The sequence below is a fragment of the Rikenella sp. genome (assembly GCF_056799795.1).
This window is the reverse complement of record NZ_JBQIQO010000008.1, coordinates 13,109-25,647: the sequence shown is the minus strand read 5'-3', so window position 1 is coordinate 25,647 and position 12,539 is coordinate 13,109. Positions and strand designations below refer to the sequence as shown.

The following is a 12,539-nucleotide window of genomic DNA, read 5'->3' as shown; positions in this document are numbered from 1 at the left end:
GGCCGCAACTATTTAATGATATCGAACCCGGTATACGGCCGGAGCGCCTCCGGAATCACGATCCCGTCCGGCGTCTGGTTGTTTTCGAGCAGAGCCGCCACGATACGCGGCAAAGCCAGCGAACTGCCGTTCAGGGTATGCGCCAGCTCGGTCTTTTTGGTATCCGCGTTGCGGAAACGGAGCTTCAGCCGATTGGCCTGGAACGACTCGAAGTTCGACACCGAAGAGACCTCCAACCACTTGTCCTGCGCCTCGCTGTAGACCTCGAAGTCATAGGTCAGGGCGCTCGTAAAGCTCATATCCCCGCCGCACAGCCGCAGAATCCGGTACGGCAGCCCCAGTTTCTGCACAATCCCCTCGACATGGGCCACCATTTCGTCCAACCGTTCATAAGAGTCCGTCGGATGCGCCACCTGTACGATTTCGACCTTGTCGAACTGGTGCAGCCGGTTCAGCCCCCGCACATCTTTCCCGTACGACCCCGCTTCGCGCCGAAAACAAGGCGTATAAGCCGTCATCTTGATCGGCAACTCTTTCTCGTCTACGATTTCGTCGCGGAAAATATTGGTCACCGGCACCTCTGCCGTCGGAATCAGGTAGAAGTTATCCACCGTGGCATGATACATCTGCCCCTCCTTGTCCGGCAGCTGGCCGGTTCCGAATCCCGACGCCTCGTTCACCATAATCGGCGGTTCGACTTCGAGGAATCCGGCGGCGGTATTGATATCGAGGAAGAAGTTGATCAACGCCCGCTGCAACCGGGCACCCTTCCCCTTGTAGACCGGGAATCCCGCGCCCGTAAGCTTGTTCCCCAGTTCGAAGTCGATGATGTCATACTTCTTGGCCAGCTCCCAGTGGGGCAAAATTCCCTCTCCCTTGAGCTGTTTCGGCTCCGGGCCGCCCATCTTCACGACGAGGTTGTCCGCCGCGCAACTCCCCTCGGGCACAATCTCGGCCGCCCGGTTCGGCAGGGTTACAATCAGGGCCTCCATCTCTGCCACCACCGTCGCCTGTTCCGCCGCCAGCGCGGTCGACTGCTCTTTCATCCCGACAACCTTGTCTTTCAACGCATTGGCCTCGGCAGTCTTTCCCGTTTTGAACAGCCCGCCGATCTCTTTGGCGATCCGGTTCTGTTCGGCCAGATTGCCGTCCAGCTCCTGCTGGATCACTTTGCGCCGGTCATCCAGCGCTACGATTTTGTCGATCACCGGAACGGCGTCCACTCCTTTTTTAGCCAGCCGGGCAACGGTCTGTTCGCGTTCTTCCCGGATCTGTTTCAATGTAAGCATCTCTTATTTCGTATTTTTATTTTCCATGAGTCTGTCCCACACCGCGGCGGTGCGTATAGATGGTCAAAGTTACGATTTTTCCCAGAAACGCCGTCTCTTTCCTAACACCTTGCCTTCCCCGTGCTGAATCATGAAGATAAAAATCGGATAAATTTATGTTAACTTTACAGAGCATCCACAGGAAACATATCATGCGAAACCTCATTTATCTCCTCGCGACAGGCTGGTGCCTTTGGGGAATGGCGAGTTGCGGGAACCAAACCCAACCGACCGGACAAGCCGACTTCGGAACGGAAATCCCGCTAAAACATACCGTTCGGAATTCGGATATTTTTGCCTCATACCCCGAGGGTTTCTTTTGACTGGATTCAGTACTTGTCGTGCTTTCTCCGCGCATCGGAGACAACTTCGGGCGACTGATTTCACTGAAAACTTTCCAAGAAATCGGCAAGTTCGGGGCGAAAGGGAAAGGGCCGACCGAGGTGATTTGGACATTCCCGTTCGCCTATACGGGTAGCGACTCCACATTTATGGCCTACGACCTGCCGAGCCGGAGCGTAATTTCCTACACATTGGTGAATCGCGGAGATTCTCTGACCATGCGGGCACACGACAAACGGCGGGTAGACCAGGGCGATGTGCCGTTGCAGGACAACACCAAGTTGTGCCGTATCGGCGACGACCACTACATGGGACAATGTTTTCATGCACAAGACCATTTTTTTTCGTTATTGGATAAAGATTTCAACCAAATCGGATATTTCGGAAACTCACCTATCCCGGAATCGATAACAAATGCCGGAGACCGGTTGCAAGGTTGCATGAATGCCGGATACGGCATTTCTATTTTCGCACCATATGAATTGCCCTACATCGGCTGTTATGCCATGCGGGACGGGAAACCGATCAAACTATGGGAAGACAATTTTGCTGAAAAAACATATTTAGTCCGAGGTACGACGCTCTTTTTCAAACCCGAGGAGACGATAGGATACACTTGGAATGTAGCGATCGGAAAAAAATATATCTATATCTTATGGAATGACGATTTGTTATTCAAATATTTCGAACGCCCGAACAATCAGGATCCGGCCGGGGCCGATATCGTTTTCATCTACGATCACGACGGGAATCGCATCGCACGCCTCAAAACGGATGTCGAATTATGCAAGATAACCCTTTCGGAAGATGAACAGACTCTGTACGGACTGACACAACCGGATTACACATTGGTGACATTCGACCTACCTGAAACGTATCCGGCGATAAAATAAATCACTCTCTGTACGCGACGCAAAAACTCGCGCCTCTTTTCTTGCATCACACAAGAAAAGAGGCGCGAGTCGTATCTGCAGGGAGTATTCCCCCCTCTGTTATCAGAAAGGAACTACTCCGCGATCGGCACCACCGATACGAACGATTTCCCCTCTGCCTTCTTCTTAAAGCATACGGTACCGTCCACCAACGCAAACAGCGTATGGTCTTTCCCCATCCCGACATTTTCGCCCGGGTTATGAACCGTTCCGCGCTGCCGCACGATGATATTCCCGGCCTTGGCCACCTGACCGCCGAACAATTTGACACCCAGTCGTTTGCTTTCCGATTCGCGGCCGTTCTTCGAACTACCTACCCCTTTCTTATGTGCCATCTCGATTTACTTTTTAAACGTTATTGAACTCTGAAACAGCGAGCGAGTTAAGCGATGATATTCTTAATCTCGATCTGGGTCAGACACTGCCGGTGCCCGTTCTGTTTCTGATACCCCTTGCGACGTTTCTTCTTGAAGACGATGACTTTATCGTCTTTCAAGTGTTTCAGCACGGTAGCTTCCACTTTGGCGTCTTTTACCGTAGGTGCGCCAATTGCAACCTTTCCGTCATTGTCGATCAGCAGGACTTTGTCGAAGCTCACGGCGGCGCCTTCGGCGTCGGCCAGACGGTGAACATAGAGCTTGCGACCCTTCTCAACTTTGAATTGCTGTCCTGCGATTTCTACGATAGCGTACATGTTCGTTTCGCTTGTTGTTTAGTGTTTCGAACCGCAAAGATAGGCATTTTTCTCCGACCGGCCAAACTCTGCCGATTTATTTCGGCAAACTTTTCCCGATCCGCCACATCCGAGGCCCTCAACCGCGCAGAATCCGATCCGGGGTGGTCATCCGATACCGCCGGTCGATGTCGTCCAACATCGATTGTACGTCGTCCGGCATGACGAGCCCCTCGTGCAGCATCCGGAGCACTTCGGCCTTCTCTTCGCTAATGAGCATCCGGATGGTTTTCTGGGTGACGGCCAGCCGGTAGGAGCTCGGGAATCGCTGGGCGATCATGTCCATAATCGTCTGACTCTCTTCGATATTGCGTTGCACTTCGCCGCGTAGCCCCTCCAGAGCCCGACGGTCGTCCCCGCTCAGGGTATCGGAACTTTCCAGCTCGTCCAACAGAGTAATCGAGGTGCGTTGCGAATGGATCAGCCCGCGGGCCACATCGTAGACCCGGACGAAAGTCGTCGACTGATTCCGGTCGACCCACCGGTAGAGCACCTCCCGGGATCGTTTCCGCCACCGCAGGTAGAACGGCAGGTCGGGCAGCTCCAGCAGCCGGGCCCGCTCACACAGGGGCCGTTTGCCGTCCGCGTCGTAGAGCTCTTCGACCGTCGCCAGCAACCGCCGCAACGACTCGGCCGAAATAATCCCCTTCTCGTAGAGTTGCCAGTAGCGTGTCCGCTCTTTGTCCAGTATGCGGAGCCGGACATTGGCTGCCAAATCCTGCCCGGGCACCACCGGTACGGGAATATCTTCGAGCGTGGGTACGAAAGCGGCCACTTTCGCCCAATCGGCGCCCTGCAATGCTTCGTTCTTCTGCAACTCGCCGTAATACCGCGTGGTATTTTCGCACAACTGTTTCTGAATCGTATAGTTCAGGAAGGTCTTGGCCGACGACACTCGCGTGAGCCCCAGTTTACGCAACAGCCACCCGACGGTGGTGGCATTGACGGTCAGGGTGAGCGTCACGATCCCTGCGGTCAGGAAGAGCACCTGCCGCCGCACCGGCTCGGGAATGGGCAACGTATAGGAGACCATCAACGCCAGGGTCAGCCCCAGCGCCCCGCGCAATCCGCCCCAGCAGAGAATGACGGCCTCACGTTTCGAGAGTCCGTATCCCGACCGTTTCATCAGCGGATAGAAGAGGGCGATCATCGTCATCCGCACCACATTGACTCCGATGTACACCAGCACCAGAATCGCGAAGTCCACCCACGTGGCCTGTACCTGCACCGCGATCACGACGCCCACCAGAATGAATATCAGCGTATTGGCGGCATAGGTGGCCAATTCCCAGAACTCCTGCATGAAGCGGTTGACTTCGGGTGCGATCCGCGGCCGCCCGTAATAGGTGATCACCAATCCGTACCCCACCAGGGCAATCACCCCCGAAACGTCCAGATAGCTCTGTGCCAGAAAGAAGGTGACGTAGGCCGAGACTAGAATCGCGCTGTTCTGGACGATCGCGTCGGTTCGGCTGCGGGTGATAAACCACAGGCAGAGCCAACCGAAGATCACGCCGAGCAATACGCCGCCGAGCACTACATAGACAAATCCGGCCACAGGCGCCTTGACGGCTCCGGAGGCCGTATAGGCTCCAAAAAAGAGCATAAAGAGGACGATCCCGGTTCCGTCGTTGAGCATCGACTCGGCATCCACGAGGGTGGAGAAACGTTTGCTGACGCCGAGCTCTCGGAGCAAGGCGACGACGGCCACAGGGTCGGTGGCGCTGATCAGTGCGCCGAACATCAGGGCATGGCTCCAGTTCCACTGGGCGTAGCTCGGTGCGAAGAGGTGAATGCCCATCATCAACAGTCCGGTCAGGAACATCGCCACGACCATTCCGGGTACGGAAAGCAGGGTGGCATTGGTCAGTGTTTTCCGGAAAATATGGGCGTCCAGTTCATACGCTGCGTCGAAAATCAGGACGGGCAGAAAGAGGTAGAGGATCAGATCGGGGTCGATATGTCCGGCGAAGTCGATGGAGGCTTTAAAGAAGGAATCTTGGGCAAAGAGTCCCGCCCGGTCGCAGAGTCCGACCATGAGTCCGAAGGCGAAAAGCCCGACGGTATAAGGCAGTACGGTGCGTTTGAGGGCATATTTGAGGATAGCTCCGGCTACGAGCGAAACGATCACGAAGACGAGCGGAGCCAGCATATTCATTGAATCCATACTGAAATAATTGATTGACTTTTCACTTCCATTTTCCGTCCGACTGCAAAATTAACGGAATCGGCGGAATCGCGTCCTATTTATTTACTCTATGTTTCGAGTTTTCACGATCGCGTTCCCGCCCCGGGCTACCGCGATCATGCAGATGGCGTGCAACGTGGCAGCGGCGGTTACGGTTACAGCTGGGCTTCGACGGGCGGCAGTATCCATGGCCTGAGTTTGCATTTCGACGTGATGTGGCTCTATTCCAACTACGCGTACTATCGCGCCTACGGTCTTCAGTTGCGCTGCCTCTCGGAATAAACGCGCCCATAGGGCGTTCTACTGGCAGCCTCTACCCCATATGGAAACCGAGACGGCCAGCTTTCGAGTGCCGAGCGGCCCGCCCCGGGCTACCGCGTTTGGGACTCGGGTGGAATGAGCTACGTCGGCAATCTAGGATTCAGTTGGTCTTCCGTCATGAACGACATCCGCGGTTCGGCCTTGAATTTCCATTCACAGGGCCTCTACACCAACAGTTCGGCCAGCCGCACCCATGGTTTTCAGTTGCGTTGCCTCTCGGAATAAACGGAAACGAGAGGCACGCAAAAATTGGCCGGGGTACTTTCATCGGAGTTTTATGTGGGCCGAAGCCTGCGGGGTTTGGGGTAGAGGCTGGCAGTAAAAGACGCTGTGCGTCCCTCCGCGGCGGGAGGCTTCGGCCCGCGCGGCTCTTTGAGCCGCAAGAGCAAAGCTCATTTCTATTAACAATTCGCTCTCAGCCTATATCTGTTCGCCGCCAGCGGTGAATGCAACGAGCTCCGACGAGTTGCAGTCCGCCGCGTGGGGTGGCGGCGAACTGCGCGACTCTCCGAGTCGCAGAGCACAGCTCTCTCTTTGAAGACAAACCTGTCTTTCGATTTCGGGCTGCGCGCTCCGGGGGTGGGCCGAAGGCCCAGCGCGCAAGCCCGGCGGTTCGAAGAACCGCAAGAGCAACGCCTCTTTGCTATGAGGTTCGTCCTCGGCGCGCCCCCCCACGCGCCGCTGATGCGTCGCCCTCGCCGAGGACGGCGACCTAAAGGTCGCACAAGCATCGCCCAAAGCCCTGCCCAACTCACCGCCCAATCCACAGCCCCATGCTCAGCCCAACGCGGCGCGAAAACCGTGGCCGGCTTTCGCGCCCGAAAAACAGACACAGTCCAAAGCTCGCCCCAGTTCTCCGCCTCGTGTCAGCCTCTACCCCTATACTACGCGGGCAGCCTCGGCCCCTATTCTCTATTCCGCACGCAACAATGGCACCCCCACTTCCTATCATCTGCAAGCCGAAACAAAATCGAATAACAGGACAAGAGACGGCATATTTTTTGCATTTTAACAGATATGGATAAATTTGCTATTCTTGTCATCGCCCTGCTCTACGGATGCAGCGCGAATACCCCTGCGAAACAAACTATGAAAAAAGACCTGACCCCCGAAGAGAGACACGTCATCATCGACAAAGGCACCGAAGCCCCCTTCAGCGGAAAACACGTCACCTTCGACGCCGGCGGCACCTACCACTGCAAACAGTGCGGCGCACCGCTCTATCGGTCGGCCGACAAATTCGATTCCGGATGCGGCTGGCCCAGCTTCGACGACGCACTGCCCGGCGCCGTGCGACGCACCCCCGACCCGGACGGACAACGCACCGAAATCACCTGCGCCCGATGCGGCGCCCACCTCGGCCACGTATTCACCGGCGAAGGATTCACCCCGAAAGACACCCGCCACTGCGTCAATTCGATCTCCCTGGAGTTCGAACCCGCCGCACCGGCATCCACCGCCGAAGCCATCTTTGCCGGCGGCTGCTTCTGGGGCGTCGAACACCTGATGCAGCAACAGACAGGCGTGATCTCCGTCGAATCGGGCTATATCGGCGGAACGACCGATCACCCCACCTACGAACAGGTCTGTACTCAAAAGACCGGACACGCCGAAGCCGTCCGCGTCACCTACGACCCGACGAAAATCGACTACGAAACCTTAGCGAAACGTTTTTTCGAGATCCACGACCCGACCCAACAGGACGGACAAGGGCCCGACCTCGGGCCGCAGTATCGTTCCGAGATCTTCTACCTCGATCCCGAACAGAAAGCCATCGCCGAACGCCTGATTCGGCAGCTCGAAACCAAAGGATATCGGATCGCCACGCGAGTCACTCCGGCCACCGTTTTCTGGCCGGCCGAGACCTATCATCAGGATTACTACCGGCGCAAAGGCACCGAACCCTACTGCCACGCCTATACCAAACGGTTCTGATCCGCTCGTAGCCTACTTATAGTAAAAAGATTATTTGTTGGTTCCGATGAAGCGCCAGCCCGCAGCCACCCGAAAGTAAGTCGGACAAGTCGTCTCGCCCGTATGGCGGATCGCGCTGTTGAACCCTTTGGAATACGACGCCGTAATGTCCAGCCCGCAACGGAACAGATAACCCGCCCCGAGGGTGAAAGCCAGATTCGCTGAACGGACATTTTGCATCGTCATCGTCGGCCCGCCGTCCTTTTCGACGCACTTCGCCGACAGCTTGAAAAGCCCCTCCACCCCCGCAATCGCCCGGAAACCGCCCAGAAAATTGAACTTAGCCACGAACGGCACCGAAAGATACTCCATCCGATGGATCGTCCGGCTGGCATGCCCCATCTCGACATTGTTGGTCGACCCCAACTGCGAATAGTAGGCCCCCGTCTCCAGCCCCCACCGGTGGGTGATGTGGTAATCGAGGAACGCGCCGGCGTAGAGCCCCGTGCGCGTACTGCCCGGACTGTTCATATAGTCGGCGAAGTTCAACCCCACACGCGGGCCGAAACCGAGCCCTTTGACCTGGGCCGAAGCGGTCGTCGCCACACCACAGGCGAGCGGAAACAACAAGAGGAGCCGGACGAATTTCTTCATGAGTCGGAACGGGACAGAATTTCTAGTGCGTACAAATATAGGAAAAAAGCGGAGGAGAGGCGATGCCTCTCCTCCGCTTTTATGAACAAAAATCGTTCCGTTCGGAACATCTTTTTCAAAAATTCGAACAATCTCGGTATTCCGTGTCGAAACCGATTACGCATCGCGCGTCGTCCGCTCCAGCTTTTTCATCACGCTGAAGAGGAAAATAGCCGACACCGCGCAGCAGAGCACCAAAATGCCCCACAACATCCACAGCGGCATCCCGCCCCACAGGTAACCGATAATCGCCACGAGGTAGTTCCCGACAGCCGTAGCCGCCAGCCAGCCGCCCTGTGCCAGCCCTTTGTACTTCGGCGGCGCCACCTTCGAAACGAACGAGATACCCATCGGGCTGAGGAACAGCTCGGCGATCGTCAGCACGAAATAGGTCGAGATCAACCAATTCGGCGACACGCGGGCCGATTCGCTCAAACCGCCCATCCCTTTCAACGCCTCCGGCGTCGGCAGCCCGGTCGAAGCCACGGCCAACAGAATGAACCCGATAGCGGCGATCAGCATCCCGATACCGATCTTACGCGGCGCGCTGGGCTCCTTGCCCTTCTTGTTGAGCCACGAGAAGAACGCTACCATGAGCGGCGTAAAGAGGACGATGAAGTATGCGTTGAACTGTTGGAAAATCTGCGGCGAGATCGCCATTTCGGCCGGGAACGAGCTGTAAGCCCACCAGGCGCATCCCCCGCCGACAAGAGCCAACAGCGCCCCGACCCCTTTGGCTCGCGCCGTCGTCCCCTGGAAGAGCGAGATAATGCCGTAGAAGCAGAAAGCGAACGGCAGCAAGGTCAACAACGAGAAGCCGAAACGGTCGAACCCGCTGACCGAAGTCTGCGTATAGTCGCGCGCAAAGAAGGTCATCGTGAGGCCGTTCTGGTGGAACGACATCCAGAAGAAGATCACCACGGCGAACACCAGCCCCAAAGCCACCAGCCGGTCTTTGACCTGCTGCGCGGTGAGCTCCACGGCATTCGGATCGCGTTGAGCCTGTTTCTCCTTTTCGGTTTTGTCGGCCGCCTTGTAGTACTTGCGGAAGCCGACGAAAATGATCATCGAAACGATCAACGACAGGCAAGCCACCCCGAAACCGTAGTTATACGACTGACCGAGGCTGGCGATATAGCTGTCGCCGAACTGAGCCAGATCGGTTCCCGTGTAGCCCTGTTGAGCCGCCATCTCGCTGAACCGGGCCGTCGCTTCGGGCGAGATCGTCCCGTTCTGCAACTGGTGCGCCAGCGCAGGAATATCGGCATTGTAGGTGTATCCGTCCTTTTCGAGGAAGTAGTTCGAAACCCCTTCGGCCGCCGACGGAGCGAAGAAGGCCCCGATGTTGATACACATGTAGAAGATACTGAACGCGATGTCCCGCTTGGCGCTGTACTTCGGATCGTCGTAGAGGTTGCCGACCAGCGCCTGAAGGTTCCCCTTGAAACACCCCGTCCCGAGGGCGATCAGAGCCAGCGCGCCGAACATGGCGATCTGGGCCCCCGTCCCGACACCGGTCGGAATGGCGAGGCAGAAGTACCCGGCGAACATGATGATGATCCCGAGGGCGATGGTCTTGCCGTAGCCGAGCACCTTGTCGGCCAGCAGCCCGCCGAACAGCGGCAGGAAGTAGACCATACTCAGGAAGATCCCGAACGTCGTGCTGGTCTGATCCTCCGTGTAGCCGAATTTGGCCTGCATGTAGAGGACGAAGATCGCCAGCATGGTGTAGTAGCCGAAACGCTCGCCCATGTTGGCCAACGCCAATACGAACAGACCTTTGGGTTGTCCTTTTAACATTAGCTATGTGGATTTTGGTTAATAATTGCGTGGTTTGTGCGAGAGACCCCCGGCGCTTCGAGTCGGGGGAGAGTCGATCCGCGCCGAGTTTACGATTTACAAAAGTAACGATTTCGTCGAAAAATGCAAGCCGGGCCGGTTCGGGAGGCGGCACAGCCACGGTCTGACAAGATGGGGCGCACCCAGATTCGAGCAGAAGGAGTGTTTATAAATTGTGAACAATCGGTTTATAACCTGTTTGCATTTCGATGACAACCGGGCGAAATTTCGTGAATAGGATGTCGATAAGGGTTCAAAAAGCGATAAGAACCTGTTAAAAACCTCTTTTCGGCCCGCTGTCCACAAAAAAACTGCCGCGGGCGCTTCTGAATGAAAGCCCCGCGGCAGCGAAAAGTTAATCAATTGTGAAAAACCCGGTCAATACTGCTCCCCGTCGTTCGGAAAATCGCCGGATTTGACGTCTTCCCGATACTGCTCCACCGCCGCCGTAATCTGCTCGTGGAGGTTCAGATACCGCCGCAGAAAGCGCGGCGAGAAACCGTTGTTGATCCCGAGCATATCGTAAGAAACGAGCACCTGTCCGTCCACCCGGTTTCCCGCCCCGATCCCGATGATCGGAATCTTCACCGCCTCGGCCACCCGCCCCGCCAGCACGGCGGGAATCTTTTCGAGCACGATGCCGAAGCATCCGGTCTCGGCCAGCAGCAGCGCGTCGGAGTAGAGTTTCTCCGCCTCCGCCTCCTCCCTGGCCCGCACGGCATAGGTGCCGTACTTGTTGATCGACTGCGGCGTGAGCCCCAGATGCCCCATCACCGGAATCCCGGCACAGAGAATCCGCTGTACGCAATCGATCACCTCGGCGCCCCCCTCCAGCTTCACCGCATCGGCCTCGGTCTCTTTCATGATCCGCACCGCCGAGTTCAAGGCCTCTTTCGAGTTCCCCTGATAGCTCCCGAACGGCAGATCGACCACGACCAAGGCCCGCTCCACAGCCCTCGCCACCGCTTTCCCGTGATAAATCATATCGTTCAGGGTCATCGGCACGGTGGTCTTGTACCCGGCGATCACGTTGGCCGCCGAGTCGCCGACCAGAATGACATCGATCCCGGCGGCGTCCATAATCCCGGCCATGGTGTAATCATAGGCGGTGAGCATGGATATCTTTTCGCCGCGGGCTTTCATCTCGGCCAGCCGATAGGTGGTCACGGCACGAGTTTTTCCTTCTGATGACATATATTTCTTACCGGTAATGCAATCTCATTAGCCGTACGTCGCTCTCCCCGAAGGGATAGCATTCGGTTACAGCACGTTGATCTCGTGAAGGATGGCATTGGTCTTGCGCACCGCCTCGGCGCTCGCTTCGAAAGCGGCCTTTTCCTCGGCAGTCAGCGCCACTTCGACCACCCGTTCCGCACCGTTGCGCCCGATCACCGTCGGCACCCCGATGCAGATATCCTTCTGGCCGTACTCCCCTTCGAGCAGGACGCACGACGGGACGATCTTTTTCTGATCCCGCACGATCGACTCGACCACCATAGCGGCCGCCGCTCCCGGCGCATACCAGGCCGACGTGCCGAGCAGTTTGGTCAGCGTCGCGCCGCCCACCATCGTGTCGGCCACCACTTTGTCCAGCACCGCCTTGTCCTTGCAGAGTTCCGTCACCGGCACCCCTTTGACCGAGGCTTTGGAAACCAGCGGAATCATCGTCGTATCGCCGTGGCCGCCGATCACCATCCCGTCCACATCATTGGAGTTGACCCCCAACGCCTTGGAGAGGTAGCATTTGAACCGCGCCGAGTCGAGCGCGCCGCCCATCCCGAAGACCCGGTTTTTGGGCAGTCCCGTCGCCTTCAGCGCCAGATAGGTCATCGGGTCCATCGGGTTCGAGACGATGAGCAGAATCGCCTCCGGCGAATGTTTCAGGATGTTTTCGGCTACCGATTTAACGATTCCGGCATTCACCCCGATCAGCTCTTCGCGCGTCATGCCCGGTTTGCGAGGCATGCCCGAGGTGATCACCACCACGTCCGACCCCGCCGTGGCCGCATAGTCGTTCGTCACCCCCTTGATATTGGTGTCGAAGTCCATCAGCGTAGCCGTCTGGAAGATATCCAGGATTTTCCCCTCCGAAACCCCCTCTTTGATGTCCAGCAGCACCAATTCGCTGCACACTTCGCGCGTGGCCAATACGTTCGCACAGGTTGCTCCCACGTTCCCCGCGCCGACTACCGTTACTTTTGCCATGAGTTATGTTCGATTTTAAAGTGTTTGTTCTCTGCTTTGCGTTG

Annotated in this window: 12 protein-coding genes; 4 read left to right on the top strand and 8 right to left on the bottom strand. The window is 56.9% G+C overall.

The genetic code is table 11. The features are described from left to right. Positions 1 to 8 precede the first annotated feature (8 nt). Entirely contained in the window at positions 9 to 1,289 is a 1,281-nt protein-coding gene (serS, locus tag ACTO3O_RS03410; RefSeq protein WP_297832254.1) for a serine--tRNA ligase, read from the bottom strand. A gap of 482 nt (positions 1,290 to 1,771) precedes the next feature. Between serS and ACTO3O_RS03405 the strand changes: the two genes are divergently transcribed. Further along, entirely contained in the window at positions 1,772 to 2,563 is a 792-nt protein-coding gene (locus tag ACTO3O_RS03405) for a hypothetical protein (protein ID WP_297832251.1), read from the top strand. A gap of 113 nt (positions 2,564 to 2,676) precedes the next feature. On the opposite strand, the gene rpmA is transcribed toward ACTO3O_RS03405, so the two are convergent. The 3 genes from rpmA to ACTO3O_RS03390 form a co-directional block, all read right to left on the bottom strand. Then, positions 2,677 to 2,937 carry a 50S ribosomal protein L27 gene (gene rpmA / locus ACTO3O_RS03400; RefSeq protein ID WP_027291149.1) on the bottom strand — a complete coding sequence of 87 codons (261 nt, stop codon included), beginning with the start codon at positions 2,935 to 2,937 and terminating at the stop codon, positions 2,677 to 2,679. 47 nt (positions 2,938 to 2,984) lie between these two features. Beyond that, a complete protein-coding gene (gene rplU / locus ACTO3O_RS03395; RefSeq protein ID WP_294594143.1) occupies positions 2,985 to 3,296 on the bottom strand; it encodes a 50S ribosomal protein L21 in 312 nt (103 codons plus the stop codon). A 118-nt stretch (positions 3,297 to 3,414) separates the two neighbouring features. After that, a complete protein-coding gene (locus ACTO3O_RS03390; RefSeq protein WP_297832247.1) occupies positions 3,415 to 5,502 on the bottom strand; it encodes a cation:proton antiporter in 2,088 nt (695 codons plus the stop codon). Positions 5,503 to 5,652: 150 nt separating this feature from the next. Here ACTO3O_RS03390 and ACTO3O_RS03385 point away from each other — a divergent pair, with 150 nt between their 5' ends. From ACTO3O_RS03385 to ACTO3O_RS03375, 3 genes are all read left to right on the top strand, one after another. Next, entirely contained in the window at positions 5,653 to 5,805 is a 153-nt protein-coding gene (locus ACTO3O_RS03385; protein ID WP_297832244.1) for a hypothetical protein, read from the top strand. A 114-nt stretch (positions 5,806 to 5,919) separates the two neighbouring features. Then, positions 5,920 to 6,069: a hypothetical protein gene (locus ACTO3O_RS03380; RefSeq protein WP_297832241.1), complete on the top strand. Its 150-nt coding sequence runs from the start codon at positions 5,920 to 5,922 to the stop codon at positions 6,067 to 6,069. Between the two features lie 792 nt (positions 6,070 to 6,861). After that, positions 6,862 to 7,779, top strand: a complete 918-nt coding sequence (locus ACTO3O_RS03375; protein WP_482596449.1) for a bifunctional methionine sulfoxide reductase B/A protein — start codon at positions 6,862 to 6,864, stop codon at positions 7,777 to 7,779. A 30-nt stretch (positions 7,780 to 7,809) separates the two neighbouring features. On the opposite strand, the gene ACTO3O_RS03370 is transcribed toward ACTO3O_RS03375, so the two are convergent. From ACTO3O_RS03370 to ACTO3O_RS03355, 4 genes are all read right to left on the bottom strand, one after another. Then, positions 7,810 to 8,412, bottom strand: a complete 603-nt coding sequence (locus tag ACTO3O_RS03370; protein WP_297830716.1) for a porin family protein — start codon at positions 8,410 to 8,412, stop codon at positions 7,810 to 7,812. 156 nt (positions 8,413 to 8,568) lie between these two features. Continuing rightward, complete coding sequence (locus tag ACTO3O_RS03365) at positions 8,569 to 10,251, bottom strand: peptide MFS transporter (protein ID WP_297626107.1); 1,683 nt, start codon at positions 10,249 to 10,251, stop codon at positions 8,569 to 8,571. A gap of 417 nt (positions 10,252 to 10,668) precedes the next feature. Beyond that, the gene (gene panB, locus ACTO3O_RS03360; RefSeq protein ID WP_297626110.1) at positions 10,669 to 11,484 is read right to left on the bottom strand and encodes a 3-methyl-2-oxobutanoate hydroxymethyltransferase; all 816 of its coding nucleotides are present in this window, start codon (positions 11,482 to 11,484) and stop codon (positions 10,669 to 10,671) included. 66 nt (positions 11,485 to 11,550) lie between these two features. Beyond that, positions 11,551 to 12,495 (bottom strand): malate dehydrogenase, encoded by a 945-nt coding sequence (locus ACTO3O_RS03355; RefSeq protein ID WP_294594020.1) that lies wholly within the window; start codon positions 12,493 to 12,495, stop codon positions 11,551 to 11,553. Positions 12,496 to 12,539: the final 44 nt, after the last annotated feature.

Coding starts and splice junctions, on each gene's coding strand:
- serS (WP_297832254.1), bottom strand. CDS start 1,289: ATGCTTACATTGAAACAGATCCGGGAAGAACGCGAACAGACCGTTGCC.
- rpmA (WP_027291149.1), bottom strand. CDS start 2,937: ATGGCACATAAGAAAGGGGTAGGTAGTTCGAAGAACGGCCGCGAATCG.
- rplU (WP_294594143.1), bottom strand. CDS start 3,296: ATGTACGCTATCGTAGAAATCGCAGGACAGCAATTCAAAGTTGAGAAG.
- ACTO3O_RS03390 (WP_297832247.1), bottom strand. CDS start 5,502: ATGGATTCAATGAATATGCTGGCTCCGCTCGTCTTCGTGATCGTTTCG.
- ACTO3O_RS03380 (WP_297832241.1), top strand. CDS start 5,920: ATGAGCTACGTCGGCAATCTAGGATTCAGTTGGTCTTCCGTCATGAAC.
- ACTO3O_RS03375 (WP_482596449.1), top strand. CDS start 6,862: ATGGATAAATTTGCTATTCTTGTCATCGCCCTGCTCTACGGATGCAGC.
- ACTO3O_RS03370 (WP_297830716.1), bottom strand. CDS start 8,412: ATGAAGAAATTCGTCCGGCTCCTCTTGTTGTTTCCGCTCGCCTGTGGT.
- ACTO3O_RS03365 (WP_297626107.1), bottom strand. CDS start 10,251: ATGTTAAAAGGACAACCCAAAGGTCTGTTCGTATTGGCGTTGGCCAAC.
- panB (WP_297626110.1), bottom strand. CDS start 11,484: ATGTCATCAGAAGGAAAAACTCGTGCCGTGACCACCTATCGGCTGGCC.
- ACTO3O_RS03355 (WP_294594020.1), bottom strand. CDS start 12,495: ATGGCAAAAGTAACGGTAGTCGGCGCGGGGAACGTGGGAGCAACCTGT.